This window comes from Streptomyces purpurogeneiscleroticus (genome assembly GCF_020024005.1).
Classification (GTDB): domain Bacteria; phylum Actinomycetota; class Actinomycetes; order Streptomycetales; family Streptomycetaceae; genus Streptomyces; species Streptomyces purpurogeneiscleroticus.
Genome location: NZ_NHSG01000368.1, coordinates 36,366 through 62,314, shown reverse-complemented (window position 1 = coordinate 62,314; position 25,949 = coordinate 36,366). Strand labels below are relative to the sequence as shown.

Genomic DNA, 25,949 nt, shown 5'->3' with positions numbered 1-25,949 from the left:
GGCGAGCGCCCTCAGTCGAGGTAGCCGCGCAGCTGGTCGGCGAAGGCGTGATCGCGGAGCTTGTTCAGGGTCTTGGACTCGATCTGGCGGATGCGCTCGCGGGTGACGCCGAAGATGCGCCCTATCTCCTCCAGCGTGCGCGGCCGGCCGTCGGCCAGGCCGTAGCGGAGCTGGACGACCTTGCGCTCGCGCTCGCCGAGGGTGGAGAGCACCGCTTCGAGGTGCTCGCGCAGCAGCAGGAAGGCGGCGGACTCCACGGGGGACGCCGCGTCGCCGTCCTCGATGAGGTCGCCGAGCGCCACGTCGTCCTCCTCGCCGACCGGAGCGTGCAGCGAGACCGGCTCCTGGGCGAGCCGCAGCACCTCGCTGACCCGCTCCTCGGGCAGGTCGAGCTGGGCGGCGACCTCCTGCGGAGTCGGTTCGTAGCCGCGCTCCTGGAGCATCCGGCGCTGGACCCGTACGACGCGGTTGATCAGCTCGACGACGTGCACCGGCACCCGGATCGTGCGGGCCTGGTCGGCGAGCGCGCGGGACATGGCCTGGCGGATCCACCACGTCGCGTACGTGGAGAACTTGTAGCCGCGGGCGTAGTCGAACTTCTCGACCGCGCGGATCAGTCCGAGGTTTCCCTCCTGTACGAGGTCGAGCATGGTCAGGCCGCGGCCGACGTACCGCTTGGCGACCGAGACGACCAGGCGCAGGTTGGCCTCGATCAGGCGGCGCTTGGCCATCCGGCCCAGTACCACCAGCTTGTCGAGGTCGAGGGCCAGCTGGGAGTCCAGGTCGGGGGTGCCTGCGAGCTTCGCCTCGGCGAACAGGCCGGCCTCCACGCGGCGGGCCAGCTCGACCTCCTCGGCCGCGCTGAGCAACGGGATGCGGCCGATCTCCCGGAGGTACTGCCGGAAGAGGTCGGAGGACGGGCCGCCCGCCTCGGGCCTGGCCTGCCGCTCCGGCGGCGGCTCCGGTGCCGCGTCCGGCTCTTCGGACAGCATCTCGGGGGCGGGCGGCTCGGCCTGCTGGGGCACGGTGGCGGCCGCGGCGGGCGGCGCGTCGGCGAGACTCCGTGTCTGCACGGGGGCGACCTCCAGGGTGATCGCTGCTGAGGCGGCACAAAGGTCGGGTACGGCCGCGGCCGAGCCGCCGTCCGTCCCGTACAGCAGAAGCGGGTTGGCGTCGGACTCCGGCTCTGTACGTCCGGATCCGTCGCGCTCCGAGGACTCAGGCACCGTTCCTCAGTGTGGAGTACGACACACTCCCGCCACGAGGGGCGTGCGGCGACTTTTTGCCTTCAGTGGGTGACCGGGTGGTTACGCAGACAGTCCGGCCGGCCGCCGGGCGGCGCGCCGCGCGTGCCTCAGAGGGCCGCGGCGCCGCGCTCGCGGAGGGCCTGGGCGTACTGCTCCAGCACCCAGAGCTCGTTCTGCAGGGCCGTGTACTGCTCGCCGCCCGTACGCGGGTCGTGGCGCTGCAGCGCGCCGTGGATCTCGGCACAGCGCTGCCGGACGGCGGCCAGCCGGACGGCGACGAGCTGCACGCCCGCGTACAGCTCGTCCGGGTCGCGGCGGGTGTGCAGCGGCTCGACGGCCAGCTCCGTGACCATCGAGCGGACCGTGTCGTCGGGCGCGGCCTCGCGGACACGGGTGAGGAAGCCGGCGTCCGCCGCGGCCGTGCCGCCGGCGTCCTCGATGCAGCGGCGGACCACGGCGTACGGCGGCGCGGTGAACTCGTCGATGCCGTACGCGTCGAACGTCGGGGCGACCAGGTCGGGGCGCTGCAGGGCGAGCTTGAGCAGCTCGCGCTCGACGCGATGCGCCGGGCTTCGGAGGTTCAGCGCGGGGCCCCGGGGGGCCTCGGGGGCCGCGGGCCGGGCGGGCTCGGCGCCGCGCCGCTGCGGCCTGCCCTGGGCCTCTCGCGGGTCCCTTCCGCGCTCGCGGGCCCAGCGGGCCAGCTGGGAGACGCGGCGGACCACGAACTGGGTGTCCAGGATGCCGAGCAGGCCGGCCAGCTGGACGGCCGTCTCGTGCTGGATGGAGCTGTTCTTGATGTTGGCGACGATGGGCGCCGCCTCGTCCAGCGCGGCGGCGCGGCCGACCGGAGTGGCCAGATTGTGCCGGGCGACCAGCTGGCGCAGCGCGAACTCGAAGAGCGGTGTACGGGACTCCACCAGGTCGGCGACGGCCTCGTCGCCCTTGGCCAGGCGCAGCTCACAGGGGTCCATGCCGCCGGGGGTGATCGCGATGGAGGTCTCGGCGGCGAACTTCTGGTCGTCCTCGAAGGCGCGCAGCGCCGCCTTCTGGCCCGCCGCGTCGCCGTCGAAGGTGAAGACGACCTCGGAGCCGCTGTTGTCCATCAGCAGCCGGCGGAGGATCTTGATGTGGCCCTCGCCGAAGGACGTGCCGCAGGTCGCGATGGCGCTGCGGACACCGGCGAGGTGGCAGGCCATGACGTCGGTGTAGCCCTCGACCACCACCGCGCGGTTCCCCTTGGCGATCTCCTTCTTGGCGAGGTCGATGCCGTACAGCACATGGGACTTGCGGTAGATCGGGGTCTCGGGGGTGTTGAGGTACTTCGGGCCGTTGTCGTCGTCCCGGAGCTTGCGGGCGCCAAAGCCGACGACCTCGCCCGCGATGTCGCGGATGGGCCACATCAGGCGGCCGCGGAAGCGGTCGATGGGGCCGCGGCGGCCGTCCTGGGAGAGGCCGGAGAGGATCAGCTCCTTGTCCGTGAAGCCGCGACCGCGCAGGAAGCGGGTGAGGTGGTCCCAGCCGGCCGGGCTGTAGCCCACGCCGAAGTGCTGGGCCGCGGCCTGGTCGAAGCCGCGCTCGGCGAGGAACTTCCGGCCGATCTCGGCCTCGGGGCTGTCGAGCTGGTCGATGTAGAACTGCGCGGCGGCCTTGTGCGCCTCGACGAGGCGGGTGCGCTCGCCCTGCTGGCGCCCGGGGGCGTACCCGCCCTCTTCGTACCGCAGGGTGATGCCCGCCTGGGAGGCGAGCCGCTCGATGGTCTCGGCGAAGGAGAGGTGGTCGACCTTCATGATGAAGTCGACGGTGTCGCCGCCCTCCTGGCAGCCGAAGCAGTGGTACAGCCCCTTGCTGGGGCTGACGTGGAAGGAGGGGGACTTCTCGTCGTGGAAGGGGCAGAGGCCCTTCAGATTGCCGCCGCCGGCGTTCCTGAGCTGGAGGTACTCGGACACGACGGCATCGATCGGGACCGCGTCCCGCACCGCCCGCACGTCGTCATCGTTGATCCTGCCTGCCACGCGAGAATTCTACGGGGCACCAGTGACAGCCCCGGGGCCGCGCCTCACCCCGTGGCGATCTTGAAGACGAAGCGGTGATGCGCGCCACTCGGCACGATCTCGAAGGTCGCGCCGTCCGTGGTGAAGCCCATCCGCTCGTAAAAGCCGCGCGCCGAGACCCGCCCGTTGCACCACACGCGCTGGGCGCCGCGGCGGGCCGCCTCCTCGATGCCCGCGCGCAGCACGGCGGCCCCGAAGCCCCGGCCGCGCGCCTCGGGCGAGCTGGCCATGCCGCGGAAGCGGTACGCGGGGACGGCTTCCTCGCCCGGCACCGGGTCGGGGAAGAAGGTCGCGCAGGCCGCCAGGGTGTCCCCGTCGTACGCCGCCATGTGGAAGACGCCGGGGTCCGCGTCCTCCGAGTACAGCGCGGCCTCGGCGGGCAGCCCGGGGCGGAGCACCGACCAACGCAGGTCGAAGATCTCCGCCCGCGGGACCGTTTTCGTACGGATCGCCATGCGCGCACGCTACGCGAGGAGCCACCCGCCCGGCACTCCCTTATCCCAGGAACGACTCCAGCGGCACCGTCGGATCGGACAGCGCCTCCGCGTCCAGGGCGCGCCCGGAGCGGATCATGGCCTGCAGCGGCTCGGTGACGTCCCACACATTGACGTTCATCGCGGCCAGCAGCCGGCCGCCGGCGTCCAGCCAGCAGGCGATGAACTCGCGCTTGCCGACGTCGCCGCGGAGCACGACCTGCTCGTAGGAGCCCGGTGGCGCGTATCCCGAGTACTCCAGGCCGACGTCGTACTGGTCGGAGAAGAAGTACGGGATGCGGTCGTAGCTGACCTCCTGGCCGAGCATGGCGCGGGCCGCGGCGGGGCCGCCGTTGAGCGCGTTGGCCCAGTGCTCCACGCGCAGCCGGGTGTCCAGGACCGGGTGCGCGGCCGCGGCCACGTCGCCGGCCGCGAAGATGTGCGGGTCGGACGTGCGCAGCGAGGCGTCCACGACGATGCCGCCGCCCTGCGCGCGGTCCACGAGAGCGAGCCCGGCCTGTTCGGCGAGGGCGGTGCGGGGCGCGGCGCCGATCGCGGCGAGCACGTCGTGCGCCGGGTGCTCCTCGCCGTCGTCGGTCTGCGCGGCCAGCACGACGCCGCCCTGGCCGGTGATCTCGGTGAGCGTGGCACCGAAGTGGAAGCGGACGCCGTGCTCGCGGTGCAGCTCGGTGAAGAGCCCGCCGATCTCGGGGCCGAGGACGTGGTGCAGCGGGGTCGGCGAGGGCTCGACGATGGTGACCTCGGCGCCGTAGGAGCGGGCGGCCGCGGCGACCTCCAGGCCGATCCAGCCGGCGCCGGCGATCACGAGGTGGCCGTTGTCCCGGCCGAGGGAGGCCAGCACGCCGCGCAGCCGTTCGGCGTGCGCGAGGCGGCGCAGGTGGTGGACGCCGGCCAGGTCGGTGCCGGGGATGTCCAGGCGGCGCGGCTCGGCGCCGGTGGCCAGCAGCAGCTTGTCGTACACGATGAGGGTGCCGTCACCGAGCCGGACCGTACGGGCGACCGGGTCCAGGGCCACCGCGGGCTGGCCGAGATGCAGCTCGATGTCGCTGCGCGCGTACCACGCCGGCTCGTGCACGAAGACGCTGTCCCGCTCGGCCTTGCCGATCAGGAAGTCCTTGGAGAGCGGCGGCCGTTCGTACGGGTGGTCGCGCTCGTCACAGATGAGGATCACGCGGCCGCTGAACCCCTCCGACCGAAGGGTCTCGGCTGCCTTTGCCCCGGCCAGGCCACCGCCGACGATGACGAACGTCTGGTGTGCGTCGACCACTTGCTTCCTCCTCGCTGCGGCGCAGTGCGTCTGCGCCTTGAACGCCCCCCGTTCGGCCCCCGTTTGCGCCCCCGTTCGAAAAAGCCATACCCCCGTTCGAGCACCTCAGCACTGCGGGGGTTCGAGCGTCCCGCACAGAGCGTGATGGGGGAAGAGGGTAGGCCCTTGCTACGTCACCCTTAGTTGTCACGCGCGGGCGGACGACGCCGTTCTGTGTGACCTGGGGGGCGGGTGAGGCGAGCGTGCAGGGTGCGGGCCGAGGTGTCCGTGAGGGCCGCGATCTGGTCGATGACAGCGCGCATTCGTGCGGTGTCGTCCCCGGCGCCGTCGAAGAGCGAACGGAACTGGGGGTCGAGGCCGTCCGGGGCGCGCGCGAGCAGCGCCTCGGCCAGCTCCGCGATGATCACCCGCTGTTCGGCCCGCAGCGCTTCCTGGTCGGGGCGCTGCATCACGTACCGGTCGGCGACCGCCTTCAGTACGGCGCATTCGAGGCGGGCCTCCTCGGGGACGACCAGCTCGGCGCGGTACCGGGTGAGCCGCCCCGTGCCGTACGCGGCGCGGGTGGCGGCTTCGGCGGCCAGGCAGAACCGGCCGATCAGCTGGCTGGTGGCGTCCTTCAGGCGTGCCTGGGCGACCGCGGAGCCGTCGTAGCCGTGCGGCCACCACTCCTGCTCCAGCAGCCGGTCCAGGGCGGCGCCCAGCTCCGCGTCGCCGGCGCCGGGCGCGTACCGGTCGGCGGCCACCGCGAAGATCTCGGCGCGCTCGGGGTCCGCGTACAGCACGGCCGGGTCCAGGTGTCCGGCGTGCAGCCCGTCCTCCACGTCGTGCACCGAGTAGGCGACGTCGTCGGACCAGTCCATGACCTGCGCCTCGAAGCTGCGCGCGCCTTCGGGGGCGCCCTGCCGCAGCCACCGGAAGACGGGCAGGTCGTCCGCGTACACCCCGAACTTGCGCGAGCGCGGGTCCTCGGGGTGGCCGCCGCGCCCCCAGGGGTACTTGGTCGCCGCGTCCAGGGCGGCGCGCGTGAGGTTGAGGCCGACGCTGACGACGCGGCCGTCGTCGGCGGTGATGAACCGTTTCGGTTCGAGCCGGGCCAGCAGCCGCAGGGACTGCGCGTTGCCCTCGAAGCCGCCGCAGGGCGCGGCGACTTCGTTCAGCGCCTGCTCGCCGTTGTGCCCGAAGGGCGGGTGGCCGAGGTCGTGCGCCAGGCACGCGGTCTCGACCAGGTCCGGGTCGCAGCCGAGCGCCGCGCCCAGCTCCCGTCCCACCTGCGCGCACTCCAGGGAGTGCGTGAGGCGGGTGCGCGGGGTCGCGTCCCAGGCGTGCGCGCCGGTACCGGACGCGGCGACGCCGGGCGTGACCACCTGGGTCTTGCCGGCCAGTCTGCGCAGCGCGGCGGAGTGCAGCACCCGCGCGCGGTCCCGCTGGAACGCCGTACGGCCGGGCCGCTTGTCCGGCTCGGCGCCCCAGCGTTCGATGTCGGCGTCGTCGTACGCGGCGTCGTACCGGTCACCGTTGTACAGATCGTTGTCGTACGAGGTGCCCACGGGCCGCCCGGCACGGTGCGCCGCGCGGCCTGCCCGTGGTTCTGGTGAGTTGGGGGTCGTACCCGTCATACCGCGACGGTAGCCGCACCGGCCCCCTCTCGGTCGGAAGCGGTACGCGAGCGGAGCGACTGGTCGTAGCGGTGCAGGACGAGACGGGCGAGGGCCGGGTGGTCGCCGAGGGGCGCTGCGGCGGGCCCGAGGACGGCGGCGGAGGCGGTGGCGAAGCGGCCGGGCGCGGTGAAGTACGAGGCGAGAACGGGCCGCAGGCCGCGCGCCCGCAGGGCCGCGGCGGCCTCCTCCACGGTGGCGCCGGCGCCCGCCGCGTAGCCCGGTACGACGGGCACGCCGCCCAGCCGTACGGAGAGCAGCCGGGCGGTGCGCCCGGTGTCGGTGGCCGAGTCCGGGTCCCGCGAGCCGGCCGCGGCCAGGACTATCCCCGTGCCGGGCGCCTCCGGCCGCGTCCCGGCCTCCGTCAGCCGGTCGTGCAGTGCCTCGGCGAGCAGCGAGTGCGGTCCGAGCGGCGCCGCGATACGGGCTCTGACGCGTGGCGCGACACCGGCCATCGCCGGTATGTCGGACTTGGTGTGGTAGCCGCGGCCCAGCAGCAGCGGCACGAGGACCGCGTCGCCGTCCAGCCCGGCCAGCGTGTCGGGCAGCAGCGGCTCGTTCAGTTCGATGTGCCCCAGGCGCACCGGGAGGCCGGGGCGCATCGCGCGCACCCGGTCCAGCAGTGCGGTGACGGTCTCCAGGGCGCGGGGATCACGGCTTCCGTGGGCGACCGCGACGAGCGTCGGCGGCGTCGCTGTACTGGCGGGGCCGCACGGCAAGGTGCGGCGGCTGTGGAGTCTGACCCGGCTGAGCTGGGTGCTGAGCTGTGTGGTGATCTCTGTCATGAGCTGCGCCGTACTGTCGAAGGGAAACGCTGCGGGAAGGTGCGCGTTCGACGCCGTCATGGAGGGAGCCTGGCAGCGGAGAGTTGCCGGAGCATTGCGCAGGGGTGACGAGTCGTTTCTCCCCCCTCACGGGTTCCGCCGCGCTTCGGGGAGGGACCCGTGCCGGGCATGTAACACCAGGGGGCGGCGGCGGAAACGCGCGCGTTGCACCGTGACCGTATGAACGCCGACGTCACGACCGGCACGGTCGACACGCACTGTCCGTACTGCTCCTTGCAGTGCGGAATGTCGCTGCGCCCGGAGAAGGGCACAGTACAGGTGGTCGAGCGCCCGGACTTCCCCGTGAACCGTGGGGCGCTGTGCGGCAAGGGCCGCACCGCCGCCGAGGTGCTCGACCAGCGGGTACGGCTGACGGAACCGCTGGTCAGGGACGGTGGGACGCTGCGCCCCGCCACCTGGGACGAGGCCCTGGACCGGGTCGCGGCAGGACTGGGCAGCGCGCGGACCGTATACGGGGACGACGCGGTGGGCGTCTTCGGGGGCGGCGGCCTGACCAATGAGAAGGCGTACGCGCTGGGCAAGTTCGCGCGGGTCGCGCTCGGCACCTCGCAGATCGACTACAACGGCCGGTTCTGCATGTCCTCGGCGGCCGCGGCGCACGGGCGCGCGTTCGGCCTCGACCGCGGCATGCCCTTCCCGCTGGCGGACGTGGCCCGCACGGGGTGCGTGATCCTGGTGGGCTCCAACCTGGCCGAAACCATGCCGCCCGCGCTGCGCTACCTGACCGAACTGCGCGAGAACGGCGGCAAGCTGATCGTCGTCGACCCGCGCCGCACGAAGACCGCCGAGGCGGCCGACCTGCACCTCGCCCCGCGCCCCGGCACCGACCTCGCGCTGGCCCTCGGCCTGCTGCACCTCGTCGTCGCCCAGGGCCGCACGGACGAGGCGTTCATCGCGGAGCGCACCACCGGCTGGCCCGAGGCGCGGGCCGCCGCGATGGCCCACTGGCCGGAGCTGGTGGAGCGGATCACGGGCGTGCCGGTGCCGGAACTGCGCGAGGCCGTCGCGCTGTTCTGCGACGCCGCTTCCTCGATGGTGCTCACCGCGCGCGGCCCCGAACAGCAGGCCAAGGGCACCGACACGGTGGGCGCGTGGATCAACCTGTGCCTGGCCACGGGCCGGGCCGGCCGGGAGCTGTCCGGGTACGGCTGCCTGACGGGCCAGGGCAACGGCCAGGGCGGTCGCGAGCACGGCCAGAAGGCCGACCAGCTCCCCGGCTACCGCAAGCTCGACGACCCGGCCGCCAGGGAGCACGTGGCGGGCGTCTGGGGCGTCTCCCCGGACAGCCTGCCGGGTCCGGGCCGCAGCGCGTACGAGCTGCTGGACGCGCTCGGCACCGAGGTACGCGCGCTGCTCCTGATGGGCTCCAACCCGGTGGTCTCCGCGCCGCGCGCGGCCCACGTGGAGGAGCGCATCCGCTCGCTGGACTTCCTGGCCGTCGCGGACGTGGTCCTCTCGGAGACGGCGGCGCTGGCCGATGTGGTGCTGCCGGTGACGCAGTGGGCGGAGGAGACCGGTACGACGACGAACCTGGAGGGCCGCGTACTGCTGCGCCGCCGGGCCCTGGACCCGCCGCCCGGTGTCCGCACGGACCTGGAGGTGCTGCACGGGCTGGCGGCGCGGCTGGGCCACGAGAAGGGCTTCCCCGCCGATCCGGAGGAGGTCTTCGAGGAGCTGCGCCGCGCCTCGGAGGGCGGCGCGGCGGACTACTCCGGGATCAGCTACCGGCGCATCGCCTCGGAGGACGGCGTCTTCTGGCCGTGCCCCGAGGAGACGCACCCGGGAACCCCTCGTCTCTTCCTGGACCGGTTCGCCACCCCGGACGGCCGGGCCCGCTTCGTGCCGGTCTCGCACCGCGCGTCGGCGGAGGAGGCCGACGCCGAGTACCCGGTACTGCTGACCACCGGGCGGGTGCTGGCGCAGTACCAGTCGGGCGCGCAGACCCGGCGCGTGGCGGAGCTGAACGCCGCGGCGCCCGGCCCCTTCGTGCAGATCCACCCGCTGCTGGCCGAGCGGTACGGCATCGGCGAGGGCGACCGGGTCGCCGTGGAGTCCCGGCGCGGCCGGGCCGTGGCCCCCGCCCGGCTGACCGGCACCATCCGCTCCGACACGGTCTTCATGCCGTTCCACTGGCCGGGCGAGGGCCGCGCCAACACCCTCACCAACCCGGCCCTGGACCCCACCTCCCGGATGCCGGAGTTCAAGGTCTGCGCGGTCCGGCTGACACCGCTGGGCCCTTAGAGGGCTTCAGCTGAGGGCTTCAGTCGGAGGGCTTCAGTGATGCCAGGCGTGGCCCCCGGTGTTGTGGATGAAGCGCTGGAGCACCTTGAGCGTGATCAGGTACTCCTCGTCGGTGATGCCCTCGTGGCGCTCCGTCCACAACCGCTCCTGGAGGGCGGCGGCCTTGGCGTACAGGGCCGAGCCCTCCGGGGTGATCCGCAGCGTGGCGTCCGCGTCCTGGGTGATCCAGCCGCGGGCGACCGTCGTGTCGATCTCCTCCTCCAGCGCACCGTCGACCTCGAGGTAGCCCTTGAGCATTTCCGTCACCTCGCCGCGGGACCGGCCGTCCGGCGCCGGGGCGACCTGGTTCAGCACCCACCACTGCGGCTGGCTGATGCCCAGCTCCGCGAGGGCGCCGCGGATACGGGTCACGACCGCGTGGGACGCGGCCCAGCTCCAGTAACCGATGGGCTGCCGGATCAGTTCGGTGTCGCTGTGGGAGTACTCCATGGCTCCGCCCTCTTTCCGTTCGGTTGAGGACGAAGCTAGAAGCTCAAGCGGACTTGAGGTCAAGCAGGCTCGAGGCCGGGCGAACCCGACCGTCAGGCTCCCCGGTGCGCGTCGACCTCCTTCAAGTACGCGGCGCGCGTCGCATCGTCCAGGAACGAGGCCGTGAAGGAGTTACGGGCCAGCGTGCGCAGCGTCTCCTCGTCCAGCCGCAGCGCGTCGCGTACGGCCGTGAAGTTGTCGTGCGCGTACCCGCCGAAGTAGGCGGGGTCGTCGGAGTTGACCGTCACCAGCAGGCCCGCGTCCAGCATGGCGGGCAGCGGGTGGTCGGCGAGGTCGTCGATCACCCGCAGCCGGACGTTGGACAGCGGGCAGACGGTGAGCGGCACCTGCTCGGCGGCCAGCCGCGCCACCAGGTCCGCGTCCTCCATGCACCGCACCCCGTGATCGACCCGGTCCACCCCGAGCACGTCCAGCGCCTCCCACACGTATGCGGGCGGGCCCTCCTCACCGGCGTGCGCCACGCACTTCAGCCCGGCCTCCCGCGCGAGCGCGTACACCTCGCGGAACTTCGACGGCGGGTTGCCGACCTCTGCGGAGTCCAGCCCGACCGCGGTGATCCGGTCCAGGTACGGGCGCGCCGCCTCGAAGGTCTCCAGCGCCGACTCCGCGCTCTCGTCCCGCAGGAAGCACATGATGAGCCGGGTCGTGATGCCGTACGTCTGCTGAGCGGCGTCCAGGGCCCTGCTCAGGCCCTCGATGACGGTCCCGATGGGCACGCCGCGCGCGGTGTGCGCCTGCGGATCGAAAAAGATCTCCGCGTGCCGCACGCCCTGCTCCTTGGCGCGCGCGAGATAGGCGTTCGCGAGATCGGCGAAGTCCTCCTCGGTCCGCAGCACGGCCATCAGCGCGTAGTACAGGTCCAGGAACGACTGCAGATCGCTGAACGAATACGCACGCCGCAGCTCCTCCTCGGAGGCGTACGGCAGCTCGACACCGTTGCGCGCGGCAAGCGCGAACGCCAGCTCGGGCTCCAGCGTGCCCTCGATGTGCAGATGCAGCTCGGCCTTGGGGACCGGCGGGTGGGGGGTCTTCATGGTCGGCTCAGGCACCTTCCTGTGCGGTGGCGGCGAAGGCGCGGCCCTCGTTGGCGGCGACGCCGGGGCCCACCGGGCCCGCGGCACGTCGGCCGGTGGCGAGCCAGTCGCCACCGGGGACCGGGGTGCCGGCGGCGCGGAGGCGGCCGGCCAGGGGTTCGGCGGCGAGGTACACCCAGGCGCGGACGGTGCCGCCGTCCGGCAGGACCGCCTCGCACACGACTCGGTCGTAGTCGTTGCCCGGCGCGCCGGGGGTGTAGCCCTCCAGCCGGTCCAGGACCGCCAGCACCTCGTCGTACGCGCCTTCGGCGGGCGTGATGACGTGTCCGTGCACCACCGCGTCGGCGGGGCCCTGGACCGCGTACGGATAACCGGGGCCGTCGTACAGCAGCGCCCCGTGGATCAGCGCCGGCCGCTCCGCCGCGGTGCGGCCGCGCAGCGCCCAGGCGTGATTGGCCTCTCCGGGGCGCAGCGTCCCGTAGACGAAGAAGGGCAGCCGCTCGGCGGGCCGGTCACTCATGGGTCGTTCTCCTCGTGTTCGTTCTTCCCACTTGCAACCATGCCAGGCCGCCGCACGTCGCTGACGGGGAGGTCGGGAGGACGGCGAGGAGATCCGCTACCGGGTCTCCTCCTCGATCCACGCCAGGTAGTCGGCGCCGCCGTGGATGATCGGGGTCGCGATGATCTCCGGGGTGTCGTAGTCGTGCGCGCCGCGGAGGTACTCCTCCAGCTCCTGGTAGCGGTTGCCGGTCGTCTTGAGCAGCACCTGCCACTCCTCGCTGGTCTCGATTCCGCCGTCCCATCGGTACACCGAGGTGACCGGCGCGCTGACCTGGGCGCACGCTGCCAGGCGCGCCTCGATCGCGCCGCGGGCCAGCGCCTCGGCCTTCTGCGCCGCGTCGGTCGTCGTCAGCACGGTCAGGAATGCGGGCGGTGCGGTCTGCTCGGGCAGATCGGTCACGGGAACGGTCCTTTTGGGTCGCGGACGGGCGGGTACCTGATCCTTCCGCATCCACGGGTACCACGGCGCGCCGATGACTTGCGGCGCCCGGCGCACCCGCGAGGATGGGGACAGGACCACGCCACCGGACCGCCGCACGTCCGCGACCGAAGGGCCCCTCATGGACGACCTCACCGCCCTCGCCCGCCAGCAGCTCGACGACGCCAAGGCCGACCCGCACGGCCGCAGCGCGCGGCTCTTCCTGCACGACGGGCCGCTGCGGCAGACCGTGATCGCGCTGGTCGGCGGCGCCTCGCTGGACGAGCACGTCTCGCCGCCGGCCGGCAGCATGCAGATCCTGCACGGGCACGTGCAGATCACGACGGACCGCGGCACGCAGGACATGATCGCCGGGCAGGTCGCACAGATCCCGCGCGAGAAGCACGGCGTGACGGCCGTGGAGAACTCCGCCGTGCTGCTGACCTCGGTGACGCACGTCGACGGCATGTGAGCACCGCGCACGCCGACGGCGTGTGAGCACGGCGGGCGGCACAACCTTCGCCCCGTTCCGGCGGTCTTACCGACGAGAGTTCCGTTTCGGGGGAAAGGTCTCGTCCATGCGTATCCGTTCCGTACGCCGCCGTTCCGTACGCCGCCGCTCCGTACGCCGTCGTACCGCGCTCACCGCCGCCGCAGCCGTGCTGGCCGCCACCGCCGTCGGCGCGACCGCGGCCGTCGCCGCCCCGGCCGCCACCGCACCGCCGCGCTTCCTCGCACCCGGCGAGCTCCCGCCGCACGCGTCCTCGCCCTGGTACGCCTCGAAGGTCATGCCGGGGCTGCCGGACCCGGAGCCGTTCTGCCTCGACGGGGGCGTAGTGCCCGGCGGCACCGGCACGTACCACCGGAGCTTCCACACCGAGTACGACACGAGCGCTGTGCAGGTCAGCGTGGTGACGGCCAACGAGGACAGCGCGCAACGGCTCGCGGCGAAGCTGCGCCAGAAGGTCGCGCGCTGCGCCGGCGACTGGCTGCACGACAAGCCCGGCGGCACCGCCTCCTGGAAGAACTACGGCACGGTCACCGCGGCGGACGGCGGCCGGGTGTACGGCATCCACACCTCGATCCCCGACTCCGAGCCGGGCATCCACCTCTTCGGTGTGGGCCGCTCGGGCCGTACGGTCACGGTCGTGCGGTGGGGCGAGATGGGTACGTTCGACCACGCGCCGGTACCGGCCTTCAAGGCCACCCTCCGGCAGGCCCTCAACAAGCTCTGAGCGCCTGCCGGATCGGGAAACCGGCGCTCAGGCCAGCCACTGGTCGTACGCCATCGAGCACAGCAGCCCCGCGACGACCACGACCAGCACGCCGCGCACGAATCCGGCGCCCTTCTTCAGCGCCATCCGGGCGCCGGCCGTGCTGCCCGCGAGGTTGAACGCCGCGAGCAGCGCGCCCAGCCCCCACAGCACGGTGCCCTGGTACGCGAACATCGCCAGGGCACCGATGTTGGTGCAGACGTTGACGACCTTCGCCGTCGCCGACGCGGTCACCAGGTCCATGTGCAGGATCGCCGCCAGCGCGATGACCAGGAACGCGCCGGTACCGGGCCCGACCAGCCCGTCGTAGAAGCCGATGCCGAGCCCGGCGATCAGCACGGCGGCGATCACCCGCTGCCGGGTGACCGGGCCCGACGGCGCGGGCGCGGTCCCGAAGGACGGCCGGAGCAGCACGAACGCGAGCACACCCACCAGCACGATCATGATCAGCGGGCGCAGCACCGCGCTGTCCAGACCGGCCGCGAGAAACGCGCCGCCCAGCGAACCGCCCGCCGCGGCCAGCCCGATGCGCACCGCGGACGGGACATCCAGCGGCGTCTTGCGTACGTATGTGATGGCCGCGCCCGTAGTGCCGACCACCGCCGCCGACTTGTTGGTACCGAGCACGAAGGCGACCGGTACGTGGGGAAGGCCGACGAGCAGCGCGGGCAGCAGGATCAGCCCGCCGCCGCCCACCACGGCATCGATCCAGCCGGCCGCCAGCGCGGCCAGGCAGAGCAGGAGCAGGGTGGTCATGGATATGTCAGGCACCAGGTGATCTTACGGACCACCGGCCGTTCCAGGGTGGCGAGTTGCGGACCTGCGGGGATCTAGGGTGTGAAGTCATGGACTCCGAGATATTTTCCCCGGCCGAGATCTTTTCCCTGGGTGGCGGGCTGCCGGTGCGGCGGCTCGGCTACGGCACGGCGCAGCTGGCGGGACCGGGTTACTGGGGTCCACGGCACGCCGACCCGCGGGACGCGGTGGCGGTGCTGCGGCGCGCGGTCGAGCGCGGCGTGAACCTCATCGACACCGCCGACAACTACGGCCCCGCCGTGGCCGAGGAGCTGGTCGCCGAGGCGCTGCATCCGTATCCCGAGGGCCTGGTGATCGCCACCAAGGGCGGCGTGGTCCGTACGAGTGCGGACGCCTGGCACATCGACGGGCGGCCCGAGTCGCTGCGCGCCATGTGCGACGCGAGCCTGCGGCGGCTGCGCCGGGAGACCATCGACCTGTACCAGCTGCACCGGCTGGACCCGAAGGTGCCGCTCGCCGACCAGATCGGCACGCTGCTGGAGCTGCGGGACGCGGGCAAGATCCGGTACCTCGGCCTGGACACGGTCCGCCCGGCGGAGCTGACCGCCGCGCTGGCGCTGGCCCCGATCGCCTCCGTGCAGAACCGCTACAACCTCCTCGACCGCGGCTCGGAGGAGCTGCTGGGGCTGTGCGAGCGGCACGGGATCGCGTTCCTGCCGTGGTTCCCGCTCGGCAACGGCGGGCTGACCGGCGGCGCAGCGCGCGCCCTGGACCTGGTCGCGGAGCGGCACGGCGCGAGTCACGGGCAGATCGCGCTGGCCTGGCTGCTGCACCGCTCCCCCGTCCTGCTCCCCACGCCCGGTACGGGCTCGCTCGCGCACCTGGAGGAGAACCTCGCCGCCGCGGACCTCGCCCTGAGCCCGGCCGACATGAAGCTGCTGGAGGACGCGGCGGACCGCTGACCCGCAGGAACGCGGCGGGCTGAGCCCCGGCCCGGCCGCCGGGTCACGCCCACGGATCCACCGGCACCACGTCCACCGCCCGCCCCCGGTCGTCCAGCGCCCGCCCCATCAGCTTGGACTGCTTCAGGACGATCGCCCGGTCGTGCAGCTGGAGGTGCGGCAGCCGCTCGCCGAGCTGGATCTCCAGCCGCTGCACGTCCTGGACCGACTGCAGCCAGAGCGTGAAGAGGAGATTCTGCGGCCCGGTGACGGCGACGCACAGCCGCACCTCGGGCAGGCCCAGCAGAACCCGTGCGGTCTCGGCGAGGTGGGTGGCGGGGACGCTCGCCCACAGGGTCGCCGAGATCGGCCACTCGGTCAGCACGCGGGCCACCTCGCAGCGGAGCGCGATGTCCCGGTCCGCGATCAGCCGGCCGAGCCGGCGCCGTACCGTGGGCGCGCTCAGCCCGACCGCGCGCCCGATGTCCACCGCGCTGCCCCGCCCGTCCCGGGACACCTCCGTGATCAGCGCCCGGTCCTGCGCGTCCAGCGGCGCGGCGGCGCCCTGCGGCGCCTCGGCGGTGCGCAGCGCCTCCCGCTGCCGGGCGTCCAGGGCCCGCAGCCGCCAGCGACTGCCCTCGCCGTAGACCCGGGTGGCGATGGACGCGCGGGTGGCGGTGACGCCCGGCAGCCCGGCGATGCGCCGCAGCAGCAGGTCGGAGAGGGCGGCGAGACCCGGCACGAAGACGGTGATCACCAGGTCCCGGCCGCCGGCCATCTGCTCGACGGTGGCCACCTGCGGCAGCCGTACCAGCGTCTGCGTGACCGTCTCGACGCTGCCCGCCACGCAGTCGATCTCGACGAACGCCACGCACATCCGGTCCAGCCGCCGCGCCCCCGGATAGGCGGTGACCCAGGCGAGCCCGGCCTTCTCCAGGCGGCTCCAGCGGCGCGCCGCGGTGACCGGATCGATGCCCAGTACCGGGGCGAGCGTCTGCCACGAGGCGCGCGGCGCGATCTGCAGGGCGTGGACCAGCTGGGCGTCGAGCCCGCTCAGGTCCATGGGGATGTTTTCCTGCATGGTCACCGCCTCCACGAAGCTTTCCTGCGTTTTGAGGGTAATCCGTTTCTCTCCGTTCGGCCGCTGGCCAGCATGGCGACTCATTCGAGCCATTCGGCACCGCCTGAAACCGGACGTTCGGTCGTCCGGGCACAGGAGACCCCATGAGACGAGGTCGGCGATGACATCAGCGGTCACGGCAAGAGCCGCGGACACCCCACACACGGCGCACGGCAACGGGCGCAAGGCGCTGCTCGCCGCTACGGTCGGCGGTGTCGTGGAGTCCTTCGACTGGGCCATCTACGCCGTACTGGCCCCGTACTTCGCCGCGGCGATGTTCCCCGGCGACGACCCGGTGACCAAGCTGCTCGCCGCCTACGTGGGCTTCGCGGTCGGCTTCGTCGTACGGCCCTTCGGCAGCTATGTCGTGGGCCGGTTCGCCGACTCGCGCGGCCGCCGGTTCGCCCTCACCCTCAGCATGACGATCATCTCCGGCGCCAGCGTGCTGATCGCGGTGCTGCCGTCCGCCGCGCTGATCGGCGTCGCCGCTCCCGTACTGCTGATCGTGCTGCGGCTGGTCCAGGGCCTGTCGATGGGCGGCGAGAACCCCAGCGCCGCCGCGTACGTCACCGAGACCGCCCCGCGCCACCTGCGCTTCCTGTACAGCTCGATCTCGTACTCGGGCGTGGTGATCGGCAACATCCTCTCCTTCGGCGTGCTGACGCTGCTGCTGGTCACGTTCGGCGAGGACGGTGTGCGCGGCGGCGGCTGGCGGATCGGCTTCCTGGTCGCGGCGGCGCTGGGCCTGCTGGCGCTGTGGATCCGGCGCGGCGTCGAGGAGAGCGCCGAGTTCGAGGCCGACGCGGCGGGCCCGACGGCCGCCGAGCGGCGCGCGCTGTACCGGTCGAACCTGCGCAACATGGCGGCCGTCTTCCTGATCTCGATCGGCGCGACCGTCGGGTACTACTACGGCACCACCTACCTCCCCCAGTACGCGCAGCAGCTCGGCGTCGTCTCCGGCACCGAGTCGGCCGCCTCGATGCTGGCCCCGCTGGTGCTGCTGGTCGCGTCCATGGTCGTGGTCGGCCGGCTCGCCGACCGGCTGGGCGCGCTGCGTACCCTGCGCATCGGCCTGTCCCTGCTGGCCCTGGCCACCGTGCCGCTGATGCTGGCGCTGGCCCACGGCGCCGTGCCGATGTGGCTGGTCACCGTGGTGTACCTGGCCCTGATCGCGGCGCCCATCGGCCTCACCAACGTGCTGTTCGCGCAGCTGTTCCCGGTCGCGGTGCGGGTGGTCGCGATGGGCGTGCCGTACACGATCGCGATCGGGCTGTTCGGCGGCACGTTCCCGCTGCTCGCCCAGGCCATGGCGAAGGCCGGGCATCTGACGCTGGTGCCCTGGTGGGCCGCGGGGGCCGCCGCCGTCTCGCTCGCGGGCACCTTCCTGATCCGCCCGCTCACGTCTTCGACTTCCGAGCGCTGATCTCTCCCACCCCCACGTGAAGGAGCACAAATGAATCTGCGGGACGATGCCCGCGCCCTCTCCGGCGATCTCGTACAGCTGCGCCGCACGCTGCACCGCATCCCCGAGGTCGGCCTCGACCTGCCGCGCACCCAGGAGACGGTCCTGACGGCGCTGGACGGCCTCCCGCTGGAGATCAGCACGGGCGAGCGCCTCAGCTCGGTGACGGCGGTACTGCGCGGCGCGCAGCCGGGCCCCACGGTGCTGCTGCGCGGTGACATGGACGCGCTGCCGGTGGCCGAGAAGACCGGTCTGGACTTCGCCGCCGACACCGGCCGGATGCACGCCTGCGGCCACGACCTGCACACCACCATGCTCACCGGCGCCGCCAAGCTGCTCTCGGCGCACCGCGACCGCCTCGCGGGCGACGTGGTCTTCATGTTCCAGCCCGGCGAGGAGGGCTTCGACGGCGCCGGGCAGATGCTGGCGGAGGGCGTACTGGATGCCTCCGGCAACCGCCCGGACGCCGCGTACGCGATCCACGTGATGTCCGCCGGCCTGCGGAGCGGCGTCTTCGGGACCCGCGGCGGCCCGGCGCTCGCCGCGTCCAACGTCCTGAAGGTGACCGTCAACGGCGAGGGCGGCCACGGCTCGATGCCGCACCGCGCGAAGGACCCCGTGCAGGCCGCCTGCGCCATGGTCACCGCGCTCCAGGCGTGGATCACCCGCACCTTCGACATCTTCGACCCGGTCGTGCTGACGGTGGGCACCTTCCACGCCGGCACCCAGCAGAACGTCATCCCGGACACCGCCACCTTCCACGCGACCGTCCGCAGCTTCTCGCCCGAGGCACAGCGCAAGGTCAGGGAGGGCTCGCCGGAGGTCTGCCGGGGCATCGCGCAGGCGTACGGCGTCGGGGTGGACGCGGAATTCGTCGAGCAGTACCCGGTGACCGTCAATGATCACGCCGAGGCGGACTTCGTGGCGCACACGGTGCGGGAAGCGCTCGGCGAGGAGTTCTACGCGCCGCTGCCGCAGCCGCTGCACGGCTCCGAGGACTTCTCCCGGGTGATCGCCGAGGTACCCGGCGCGATGCTGACGCTGGGCTCCCCGCCGCCCGGCGCCGACCCCGAGACCGCCCCGAACAACCACTCCCCGCTCGCCGTCTTCGACGACGCGGTGCTGGCGGACGGCGCCGCGGTCTACGCGGAGCTGGCGGCCCGCCGCCTCACGAAGGCCGCATAGCGCGCCGTCGCTCTCCTCACACGGCACCCCGCCGTGTGAGGAGAGCAGCGTTCCCCGGTGGAAACGACCGGGATGCGGACGGGTAACAGCCGCGTCGCACGCTGCTGTGCATGACCTCGAAACAGCGCGTGGTGGTGATCGGCGGCGGCATGGCTGCCGCCCGGCTCGCGCGGCAGCTCGACCCCGGCGACAGCCAGGGCGACGCGCGGTACACGGTGACCGTGATCGGCGAGGAGCCGCACGCGCCGTACAACCGCGTGCTGCTCGCCGAGGTACTGGCGGGCCGCTACACCCCCGAGGTGATCGCACTGCCCGCGGTCCCCGAAACCCGCTGGCTCAGCGGCGTACGAGCGGTCCGCGTCGACCGGGACGTCCGGCAGGTGCACTGCGACGACGGCCGCGCCGTCCCGTACGACATCCTCGTCCTGGCCACCGGGTCCAACCCCGTACTGCCCCCGCTGCGCGGCCTCTTCGCGCCCGGCGCCGACGAACTCCCCCGCGGCGTCCATCCGTTCCGCACCCTGGACGACTGCCGGGCGCTCGAAGCCGCCGAGGGCCGCCGCGCGGTCGTCATCGGCGGCGGACTGCTCGGCGTCTCGGCCGCCCGGGCGCTCGCCGAGCGCGGCGCCCAGGTCGTACTGGCCCACCAGGGCGAGCACCTGATGGAGCGCCAGCTCGACGACGCGGCAGGTGACCTGCTCCGCGCCCACCTCCACGACCTCGGCGTCGAGGTGCACACCGAGTGCCGCGTCCGGGGCCTGCGCACCGGCGACGGCGCGGTCCGCGCGGTCGAGCTGGCCGACGGTTACGCGCTCGACGCCGACCTGGTCGTCCTGGCCTGCGGGGTGCGCCCCCGCACCGGCCTCGCCGCGGCCGCCGGGCTCACCGTCCGCCGCGGCATCGTCGTCGACGACGCGCTGCGCACCGACGACCCCCACATCTTCGCGATCGGCGACTGCGCCGAGCACGACGGAGTGACCTACGGGCTGGCCGGACCGGCGCTGGAACAGGCCGACCTGCTGGCGGCGCGGCTGCTCGACGACGCGCCGCGCTCCTACCGCGGTACGCGGGCGCTCACCAGGCTGACCCTGGGCGCGCCGGGCGCCGGTTCCGGCCCCGGATCCGGTCCCGCCGCCGTCCTCGACCTCGCCGCCTTCGGCGAGACCGTCCCCGCCCCCGGCGACGACGTCATCCGCCTCAGCGACGCCACCCGCAGCGCGTACCGCCGGGTCGTCGTCCGCGGCGACCGGCTGGTCGGCGGCATTCTCCTCGGCGATCTCGGCACCGTCGGCGCGCTCGCCCGTACCTGGGAGGGCGACGAACCACTGCCCGCCGCTCCCGTGCTCCACCTGCTCACCAACGATGGAGGCCACTGACCATGACTGCCACTCCCACGATCGTGCTCATCGGCCATGGGATGGTCGGCCAGCGCTTCCTGGAGGCCCTCGCCGACCGGGGTCTGACCGGTGACGCCGCACGCGTCGTCGTCCTGTGCGAGGAGCCCCGCCCGGCGTACGACCGGGTCCAGCTCACCTCGTACTTCTCCGGCCGCAGCCCCGAGGACCTCTCTCTGGTCGAGGCGGACTTCATCGAGCAGCACGGCATCGAACTGCGGCTGGGCGACCCGGCCGAGACCGTCGACCGCGCCACCCGCACGGTGACCGCCCGCTCCGGCTTCACCGTCCAGTACGACCAGCTCGTCCTGGCCACCGGCTCCTACCCCTTCGTCCCGCCGGTCCCCGGCAAGGACAGCAAGGGCTGCTTCGTCTACCGGACGATCGAGGACCTGCTGGAGATCGAGGAGTACGCCAAGAACGTCTCCTCCGGCTCGGTCGTCGGCGGCGGCCTGCTCGGCCTGGAGGCGGCGGGCGCGCTCAAGGGCCTGGGCGTGGACACCCACGTCGTGGAGTTCGCGCCCCGGCTGATGCCCGTCCAGGTCGACGACGGCGGCGGCGAGGCGCTGCGCCGCACCATCGAGGACATGGGCGTCACCGTGCACACCGGCGTCGGCGGCAAGGAGATCACCGCGGGCGAGGACGGCGCGGTGACCGGCATGGAGCTGTCCGACGGCTCGCGCATCGACACCGACATGGTGATCTTCTCCGCGGGTGTCCGGCCGCGCGACCAGCTGGCCCGCGAGTGCGGCCTGGAGGTCGGCGAGCGCGGCGGCATCAAGGTCGACGAGCAGTGCCGTACGACGGCCGACCCGGCGGTCTTCGCGATCGGCGAGTGCGCGCTTGCCGTCGACGGCCGGGTGTACGGCCTGGTCGCGCCCGGTTACGAGATGGCCGAGACCGCCGCGTCCGCCATCGCGGCGCAGGAGACCAACGGCTTCACCGGCGCCGACACCTCCACCAAGCTCAAGCTGCTCGGCGTGGACGTGGCGTCCTTCGGCGACGCGCACGGCACCGCCGAGGGCTGCCTGGACGTGGTGTACGCCGACTCCCGTTCCGGCGTCTACAAGAAGCTGGTCATCGGGCAGGACGGCACGCTGCTGGGCGGCGTACTGGTCGGCGACGCCGAGGCGTACGGCACGCTGCGCCCGCTCACCGGCAGCGTCCCGCCCGTCTCCCCCGAGCAGCTGGTCCTCCCCGCCGGCACCGGCGGCCCGGTCTCGATCGGCCCCTCCGCGCTCCCCGACGAGGCGGTCATCTGCAACTGCCACAACGTCACCAAGGGCACCATCCGCGCCGCCGTCACCGAGCACTCCTGCGGCACGGTCCCCGAGGTCAAGAAGTGCACCAAGGCCGGCACCGGCTGCGGCTCCTGCGTGAAGGCGCTGACCACCCTGGTCAACGACGAGCTGGAGCTCAACGGCGTCACCGTCGACAAGGGCCTGTGCGGCTGCTTCCCGCACACCCGCGCCGAGCTGTACGAGATCGTCCGCACCCTGCGCCTCACCTCGTACGAGGAGCTGCTCGCCTCGCACGGCCGGGACGGCGCGAAGGACGGCGACGGCTGCGAGGTCTGCAAGCCGGCCGTCGGCTCGATCATCGCCTCGCTCGCGCCCACCCTCGGGGCCAGTGGTTACGTCCTGGACGGCGAGCAGGCGGCGCTGCAGGACACCAACGACCACTTCCTCGCCAACCTCCAGCGCAACGGCTCGTACTCGATCGTGCCGCGCATCCCCGGCGGCGAGATCACCCCCGAGAAGCTGATCGTCATCGGCGAGGTGGCGCGGGACTTCGGGCTGTACACGAAGATCACGGGCGGCCAGCGGATCGACATGTTCGGCGCGCGGGTGGACCAACTCCCCCGGATCTGGGCCCGGTTGGTCGACGCCGGCTTCGAGTCCGGCCACGCGTACGGCAAGGCGCTGCGCACGGTGAAGTCCTGCGTCGGGCAGACCTGGTGCCGGTACGGCGTCCAGGACTCCGTCCGCATGGCCATCGACCTGGAGCTGCGCTACCGGGGCCTGCGCTCCCCGCACAAGCTCAAGTCCGCGGTCTCCGGCTGCGCCCGCGAGTGCGCCGAGGCCCGCGGCAAGGACTTCGGCGTCATCGCGACCTCGAACGGCTGGAACCTGTACGTCGGTGGCAACGGCGGCGCCGACCCGCGCCACGCCGACCTGCTCGCCCAGGACCTGTCCGACGCCGAGCTGATCCGCCTCATCGACCGCTTCCTGATGTTCTACATCCGCACCGCCGACCGCCTGGAGCGCACCTCCGCCTGGCTGGAGCGCATCGACGGCGGCCTGGACCACGTCCGTGACGTCGTCGTCCACGACTCCCTCGGCCTCTGTGACGAGCTGGAGGCCCTGATGGCCGACCACGTCACCCACTACCGCGACGAATGGGCCGAGACCCTCGACGACCCCGAGCGCCTCGCCCGCTTCGTCTCCTTCGTCAACGCGCCGGACGCGCCCGACCCGTCCGTCCGCTTCGTCCCCGAGCGGGACCAGATGAAGCCGGACCTGGACCTGCTGGCCGGCCCCACGCTCCCCGTACGCACCCTGGAAGGGACTGTCGCCCGATGACCGAGACCCTCGAACGCCCGCTGACGACCGGCACGATCGAACTGCGCACCGACCGCGGCTGGCTCACCGTCTGCGCCCCCTCCGGGCTCGTCCCCGGGCGCGGCGTGGCCGTGCTGCTGCCCGACGGCGGCCAGGCCGCGGTCTTCCTGGACCGCGCGGGCCGTCCGTACGCGATCGGCAACCGCGACCCGTTCACCGGCGCCTGCGTCCTCTCCCGCGGCCTCACCGGCTCCGCCGACGGCCGCCCGTACGTGGCCTCCCCGCTCCTGAAGCAGCGCTTCGACCTGGAGACGGGCGCCTGCCTGGACGACCCGGCGGTCTCGGTCCCGGTGTACGAGACGCGCGTGGCCCCGGAGGCCGCCGCGGCCGCCTGATCCCCGGCCCCGAGCCGGTCCGAGACCGACCGCCCCGCCCCGCGCCGCCCTGCCCTGCCAGGTGCGGGGCGGGGCGGTCGCATACGCGGCGGGCGTGCCGGAGGCCCCTCGTCCGGCCCACGGGACGTACGTCGTACGCTGGCCCCGGCCGAGGAGCACCGTCGAGCAACGCGCACCGAGGAGTCCAGAATGGCCCGCCGCTGGAACACGTCCCACATTCCCGACCTCACCGGCAAGCAGGCCGTCGTCACCGGGGCCAACAGCGGCCTCGGCTACGTCACGGCCCGCGAGCTCGCCCGCCGCGGCGCCAGGGTGATCCTCGCCTGCCGCGACAAGGACCGCGGCGCCGCGGCCGTCGCCCAGCTGCACGCCGAGGTCCCCGCTTCCGACGTCGAATTCCGCCCCCTCGACCTCGCCGACCTGGCCTCCGTACGCGCCTTCGCCACCGACCTGGCCCCGGCCCGCCTCGACCTGCTCATCAACAACGCCGGCGTGATGGCCCTCCCCCACCGCCGCACCGCCGACGGCTTCGAGATGCAGTTCGGCACCAACCACCTCGGCCACTTCGCGCTGACCGGCCTGCTCCTGCCCGCGCTGCTCGCCACCCCCGGCGCCCGCGTCGTCACGGTTTCCAGCGGCCTTCACACGCTCGCCGATGTCGACCTCGCCGACCTCAACTACGAGCACGGCCGCTACCGCCGCTGGATCGCCTACGGCCGCTCCAAGTCGGCCAACCTGCTCTTCACGCACGAGCTGGCCGACCGTCTCGCCCGCGCGGGCGCAGATGTACTCGCCGTGGCGGCGCACCCCGGCTACGCCGCCACCAACCTCCAGACCGCGGGCGTCCGCATGGAGGGCCGCACCCGCGCCGAGCGCGTCGTCGCCCTCGGCAACCGCGTCCTCGCCCAGCCCGCCGAGACCGGCGCGCTCCCGGCCCTGTGCGCGGCCACGGCCCCGCACATGAAGCCGGACGCGTTCATCGGCCCGCAGGGCGGCCTCCGCGGCGCCCCCGCGCCGTCCTTCCGCGCCCCGTGGACGCAGGACGACACCACGTCGGACGCCCTGTGGACGGCCTCGGAACAACTGACAGGCGTGACCTACGACTTCACTGCGGCGGCGCGGGCCTGACGTTCTGGTTCACGTGGAAGAAGTTGTCCGGGTCGTACGTCCGCTTCACGCGCGCGAGCCGGTCGTAGTGGTCGCCGTAGGTGGCCCGGACCCGGTCCTCCCCTTCTCCCTCGCCGAGGAAGTTCACATAGCCGCCGCCCATCGAGTACGGGCGCAGTGCCTCCCAGTACCCGACGCACCACTCCTTGATCGTCTGCGCGTTGGCCGGGTCGGGGTCGATGGCGGCGAAAACCCCGGACCAGAGGGCGTCCCGGTAGTTCCACGCAGTCTCGTCCTTCCCGACCCGGTGCGCGGCCCCGTCGACCGGATACAGGTGCATGGTCGACAGTCCGTCCGGCAGCCCCTGCGTGTACGTGAGGTGCGCGTCCAGCGCGGCATCCGGAATGCGGTCGAAGAAGTGCCCGCGCCAGTACCACTGCAGTCCGGGCGGCAACAGCGGGTCGAACATGGACTGCAGCTCCGGATACGGCATGGGCTCCGCGAAATGGAAGGCAGGCTTTCCGGGTTCCTGGACGGCGGCGAGCGCCTCGCCCAACCGCTCCGTTTCACCCGTCCAGCACCACACCACCCCGCACATCTTCCGCCCGTGGATTTCCTCGGGGAACGGCGGCCCCGGCGGCACATTCAGCGCCGCGAAGAAGCCGTACAGATCCTCGCCCTGCCGCGGCAGGAATTCCCGGTACCAGGCCAGTACTTCACGCGTACGCTCGGCCGGCCACACCGTGATTCCGACGCCTACCGTGCTCACCGGATGCAGCCGGTAGGTGAAGGAGGTCACCACACCGAAATTTCCGCCCCCGCCGCGCAACGCCCAGAAAAGATCAGGGTGATTCTCCTGGTCCACGGTGACGAAGCTGCCGTCGGCCAGTACGACATCCGCGGCCAGCAGATTGTCCACGGTCAGGCCGTACTTCCGTGTGAGGTACCCGTGCCCGCCCCCGAGCGTCAGCCCGCCCAGGCCCGTGCACGACACGGTGCCGGAGGGCACGGCGAGGCCGAAGGCGTGTGTGGCGTGGTCGAGGTCGGACTGCAGGCTCCCGCCCCCGACCTGCGCGGTCCGCGCGCCGGGGTCGACCCGCACCCACCGCATCGGCGACAGGTCGACGGTGACGCCGCCGTCCTGGACGCCGAGTCCGGGCCCGCTGTGTCCCCCGCCGCGCACGGCGAGTTCGAGCCCCTTCTCGCGAGCGGTCCGCACCGCGCTCATGACGTCCGCGGCGTCCGAGCACCGGACCATCGCATCGGGACGCCTGTCGATCATCCCGTTGTACACCTTGCGGGCCTCGTCGTATCCGGAATCCTCCGGACCGATAACAGGCCCCCGCACCGATTCCCTCAGTGCTTCCAGAGTTTCCGCGTTCATGGCGTCAG

The 25,949-nt window shown here is 72.9% G+C and carries 23 protein-coding genes; 10 read left to right on the top strand and 13 right to left on the bottom strand.

Going from position 1 to position 25,949, the window contains the following annotated elements:
* Nucleotides 1-11: 11 nt before the first annotated feature.
* The 6 genes from CCS38_RS26130 to CCS38_RS26105 form a co-directional block, all read right to left on the bottom strand.
* A complete protein-coding gene (locus CCS38_RS26130; protein ID WP_223735771.1) occupies nucleotides 12-1,226 on the bottom strand; it encodes an RNA polymerase sigma factor in 1,215 nt (404 codons plus the stop codon).
* A gap of 128 nt (nucleotides 1,227-1,354) precedes the next feature.
* Nucleotides 1,355-3,259, bottom strand: a complete 1,905-nt coding sequence (gene dnaG, locus CCS38_RS26125) for a DNA primase (protein ID WP_223735770.1) — start codon at nucleotides 3,257-3,259, stop codon at nucleotides 1,355-1,357.
* A 44-nt stretch (nucleotides 3,260-3,303) separates the two neighbouring features.
* Nucleotides 3,304-3,753 carry a GNAT family N-acetyltransferase gene (locus CCS38_RS26120; protein WP_223735769.1) on the bottom strand — a complete coding sequence of 150 codons (450 nt, stop codon included), beginning with the start codon at nucleotides 3,751-3,753 and terminating at the stop codon, nucleotides 3,304-3,306.
* A gap of 40 nt (nucleotides 3,754-3,793) precedes the next feature.
* A complete protein-coding gene (locus tag CCS38_RS26115; RefSeq protein WP_223735768.1) occupies nucleotides 3,794-5,059 on the bottom strand; it encodes an NAD(P)/FAD-dependent oxidoreductase in 1,266 nt (421 codons plus the stop codon).
* A gap of 179 nt (nucleotides 5,060-5,238) precedes the next feature.
* Entirely contained in the window at nucleotides 5,239-6,675 is a 1,437-nt protein-coding gene (locus tag CCS38_RS26110) for a deoxyguanosinetriphosphate triphosphohydrolase (protein ID WP_223735767.1), read from the bottom strand.
* Nucleotides 6,672-7,499 carry a sirohydrochlorin chelatase gene (locus CCS38_RS26105; RefSeq protein ID WP_308050876.1) on the bottom strand — a complete coding sequence of 276 codons (828 nt, stop codon included), beginning with the start codon at nucleotides 7,497-7,499 and terminating at the stop codon, nucleotides 6,672-6,674. The genes CCS38_RS26110 and CCS38_RS26105 overlap by 4 nt, the downstream gene beginning before the upstream one ends.
* A 219-nt stretch (nucleotides 7,500-7,718) precedes the next feature.
* Here CCS38_RS26105 and CCS38_RS26100 point away from each other — a divergent pair, with 219 nt between their 5' ends.
* Nucleotides 7,719-9,800 (top strand): molybdopterin oxidoreductase family protein, encoded by a 2,082-nt coding sequence (locus CCS38_RS26100; protein ID WP_223735765.1) that lies wholly within the window; start codon nucleotides 7,719-7,721, stop codon nucleotides 9,798-9,800.
* A gap of 33 nt (nucleotides 9,801-9,833) precedes the next feature.
* On the opposite strand, the gene CCS38_RS26095 is transcribed toward CCS38_RS26100, so the two are convergent.
* The 4 genes from CCS38_RS26095 to cutA all read right to left on the bottom strand — a co-directional run bounded on the left by CCS38_RS26095 (nucleotide 9,834) and on the right by cutA (nucleotide 12,344).
* A complete protein-coding gene (locus CCS38_RS26095; RefSeq protein WP_223735764.1) occupies nucleotides 9,834-10,289 on the bottom strand; it encodes a MarR family winged helix-turn-helix transcriptional regulator in 456 nt (151 codons plus the stop codon).
* Between the two features lie 92 nt (nucleotides 10,290-10,381).
* Nucleotides 10,382-11,383, bottom strand: a complete 1,002-nt coding sequence (locus CCS38_RS26090; protein ID WP_223735763.1) for an adenosine deaminase — start codon at nucleotides 11,381-11,383, stop codon at nucleotides 10,382-10,384.
* 7 nt (nucleotides 11,384-11,390) lie between these two features.
* Entirely contained in the window at nucleotides 11,391-11,903 is a 513-nt protein-coding gene (locus CCS38_RS26085) for a gamma-glutamylcyclotransferase family protein (RefSeq protein WP_223735762.1), read from the bottom strand.
* A gap of 96 nt (nucleotides 11,904-11,999) precedes the next feature.
* Complete coding sequence (gene cutA / locus CCS38_RS26080; RefSeq protein ID WP_223735761.1) at nucleotides 12,000-12,344, bottom strand: divalent-cation tolerance protein CutA; 345 nt, start codon at nucleotides 12,342-12,344, stop codon at nucleotides 12,000-12,002.
* 160 nt (nucleotides 12,345-12,504) lie between these two features.
* Between cutA and CCS38_RS26075 the strand changes: the two genes are divergently transcribed.
* The gene (locus tag CCS38_RS26075; RefSeq protein ID WP_223735760.1) at nucleotides 12,505-12,834 is read left to right on the top strand and encodes a cupin domain-containing protein; all 330 of its coding nucleotides are present in this window, start codon (nucleotides 12,505-12,507) and stop codon (nucleotides 12,832-12,834) included.
* 106 nt (nucleotides 12,835-12,940) lie between these two features.
* Nucleotides 12,941-13,597, top strand: coding sequence for a hypothetical protein (locus CCS38_RS26070; protein WP_223735759.1), 657 nt, complete (start codon nucleotides 12,941-12,943; stop codon nucleotides 13,595-13,597).
* Between the two features lie 27 nt (nucleotides 13,598-13,624).
* Here the strand turns inward: CCS38_RS26070 and CCS38_RS26065 are convergent, their stop codons facing one another.
* On the bottom strand, nucleotides 13,625-14,410 hold the full coding sequence (locus CCS38_RS26065) for a TSUP family transporter (protein WP_223735797.1): 786 nt from the start codon (nucleotides 14,408-14,410) through the stop codon (nucleotides 13,625-13,627).
* A gap of 71 nt (nucleotides 14,411-14,481) precedes the next feature.
* On the opposite strand from CCS38_RS26065, the gene CCS38_RS26060 reads away from it, so the two are divergent.
* Nucleotides 14,482-15,354: an aldo/keto reductase gene (locus CCS38_RS26060; RefSeq protein WP_223735758.1), complete on the top strand. Its 873-nt coding sequence runs from the start codon at nucleotides 14,482-14,484 to the stop codon at nucleotides 15,352-15,354.
* Nucleotides 15,355-15,397: 43 nt separating this feature from the next.
* Here CCS38_RS26060 and CCS38_RS26055 read toward each other — a convergent pair whose 3' ends face one another.
* Nucleotides 15,398-16,414, bottom strand: coding sequence for an Lrp/AsnC family transcriptional regulator (locus CCS38_RS26055; RefSeq protein WP_223735796.1), 1,017 nt, complete (start codon nucleotides 16,412-16,414; stop codon nucleotides 15,398-15,400).
* A 160-nt stretch (nucleotides 16,415-16,574) separates the two neighbouring features.
* Here CCS38_RS26055 and CCS38_RS26050 point away from each other — a divergent pair, with 160 nt between their 5' ends.
* The 6 genes from CCS38_RS26050 to CCS38_RS26025 all read left to right on the top strand — a co-directional run bounded on the left by CCS38_RS26050 (nucleotide 16,575) and on the right by CCS38_RS26025 (nucleotide 24,578).
* Nucleotides 16,575-17,876 carry an MFS transporter gene (locus CCS38_RS26050; RefSeq protein WP_223735757.1) on the top strand — a complete coding sequence of 434 codons (1,302 nt, stop codon included), beginning with the start codon at nucleotides 16,575-16,577 and terminating at the stop codon, nucleotides 17,874-17,876.
* Nucleotides 17,877-17,906: 30 nt separating this feature from the next.
* Nucleotides 17,907-19,100, top strand: a complete 1,194-nt coding sequence (locus CCS38_RS26045; protein ID WP_223735756.1) for a M20 metallopeptidase family protein — start codon at nucleotides 17,907-17,909, stop codon at nucleotides 19,098-19,100.
* Nucleotides 19,101-19,210: 110 nt separating this feature from the next.
* The gene (locus tag CCS38_RS26040) at nucleotides 19,211-20,476 is read left to right on the top strand and encodes an NAD(P)/FAD-dependent oxidoreductase (protein WP_223735755.1); all 1,266 of its coding nucleotides are present in this window, start codon (nucleotides 19,211-19,213) and stop codon (nucleotides 20,474-20,476) included.
* A 2-nt stretch (nucleotides 20,477-20,478) separates the two neighbouring features.
* A complete protein-coding gene (gene nirB, locus CCS38_RS26035; RefSeq protein WP_223735754.1) occupies nucleotides 20,479-23,076 on the top strand; it encodes a nitrite reductase large subunit NirB in 2,598 nt (865 codons plus the stop codon).
* Entirely contained in the window at nucleotides 23,073-23,450 is a 378-nt protein-coding gene (gene nirD, locus CCS38_RS26030; RefSeq protein WP_223735753.1) for a nitrite reductase small subunit NirD, read from the top strand. Before nirB ends, nirD begins: the two co-directional genes overlap by 4 nt.
* Nucleotides 23,451-23,639: 189 nt before the next feature.
* Complete coding sequence (locus CCS38_RS26025; RefSeq protein ID WP_223735752.1) at nucleotides 23,640-24,578, top strand: oxidoreductase; 939 nt, start codon at nucleotides 23,640-23,642, stop codon at nucleotides 24,576-24,578.
* On the opposite strand, the gene CCS38_RS26020 is transcribed toward CCS38_RS26025, so the two are convergent.
* Nucleotides 24,556-25,941, bottom strand: a complete 1,386-nt coding sequence (locus CCS38_RS26020; protein ID WP_223735751.1) for an FAD-binding oxidoreductase — start codon at nucleotides 25,939-25,941, stop codon at nucleotides 24,556-24,558. The genes CCS38_RS26025 and CCS38_RS26020 overlap by 23 nt on opposite strands.
* Between the last annotated feature and the right edge of the window lie 8 nt (nucleotides 25,942-25,949).

Excerpts from the sequence above, each read along its gene's own strand:
- CCS38_RS26120 (WP_223735769.1), bottom strand. The coding sequence starts at position 3,753 with ATGGCGATCCGTACGAAAACGGTCCCGCGGGCGGAGATCTTCGACCTG.
- CCS38_RS26110 (WP_223735767.1), bottom strand. The coding sequence starts at position 6,675 with ATGACGGGTACGACCCCCAACTCACCAGAACCACGGGCAGGCCGCGCG.
- CCS38_RS26105 (WP_308050876.1), bottom strand. The coding sequence starts at position 7,499 with ATGACAGAGATCACCACACAGCTCAGCACCCAGCTCAGCCGGGTCAGA.
- CCS38_RS26100 (WP_223735765.1), top strand. The coding sequence starts at position 7,719 with ATGAACGCCGACGTCACGACCGGCACGGTCGACACGCACTGTCCGTAC.
- CCS38_RS26095 (WP_223735764.1), bottom strand. The coding sequence starts at position 10,289 with ATGGAGTACTCCCACAGCGACACCGAACTGATCCGGCAGCCCATCGGT.
- CCS38_RS26090 (WP_223735763.1), bottom strand. The coding sequence starts at position 11,383 with ATGAAGACCCCCCACCCGCCGGTCCCCAAGGCCGAGCTGCATCTGCAC.
- CCS38_RS26085 (WP_223735762.1), bottom strand. The coding sequence starts at position 11,903 with ATGAGTGACCGGCCCGCCGAGCGGCTGCCCTTCTTCGTCTACGGGACG.
- CCS38_RS26075 (WP_223735760.1), top strand. The coding sequence starts at position 12,505 with ATGGACGACCTCACCGCCCTCGCCCGCCAGCAGCTCGACGACGCCAAG.
- CCS38_RS26070 (WP_223735759.1), top strand. The coding sequence starts at position 12,941 with ATGCGTATCCGTTCCGTACGCCGCCGTTCCGTACGCCGCCGCTCCGTA.
- CCS38_RS26060 (WP_223735758.1), top strand. The coding sequence starts at position 14,482 with ATGGACTCCGAGATATTTTCCCCGGCCGAGATCTTTTCCCTGGGTGGC.
- CCS38_RS26055 (WP_223735796.1), bottom strand. The coding sequence starts at position 16,414 with ATGCAGGAAAACATCCCCATGGACCTGAGCGGGCTCGACGCCCAGCTG.
- CCS38_RS26050 (WP_223735757.1), top strand. The coding sequence starts at position 16,575 with ATGACATCAGCGGTCACGGCAAGAGCCGCGGACACCCCACACACGGCG.
- CCS38_RS26045 (WP_223735756.1), top strand. The coding sequence starts at position 17,907 with ATGAATCTGCGGGACGATGCCCGCGCCCTCTCCGGCGATCTCGTACAG.
- CCS38_RS26040 (WP_223735755.1), top strand. The coding sequence starts at position 19,211 with ATGACCTCGAAACAGCGCGTGGTGGTGATCGGCGGCGGCATGGCTGCC.
- nirB (WP_223735754.1), top strand. The coding sequence starts at position 20,479 with ATGACTGCCACTCCCACGATCGTGCTCATCGGCCATGGGATGGTCGGC.
- nirD (WP_223735753.1), top strand. The coding sequence starts at position 23,073 with ATGACCGAGACCCTCGAACGCCCGCTGACGACCGGCACGATCGAACTG.
- CCS38_RS26025 (WP_223735752.1), top strand. The coding sequence starts at position 23,640 with ATGGCCCGCCGCTGGAACACGTCCCACATTCCCGACCTCACCGGCAAG.
- CCS38_RS26020 (WP_223735751.1), bottom strand. The coding sequence starts at position 25,941 with ATGAACGCGGAAACTCTGGAAGCACTGAGGGAATCGGTGCGGGGGCCT.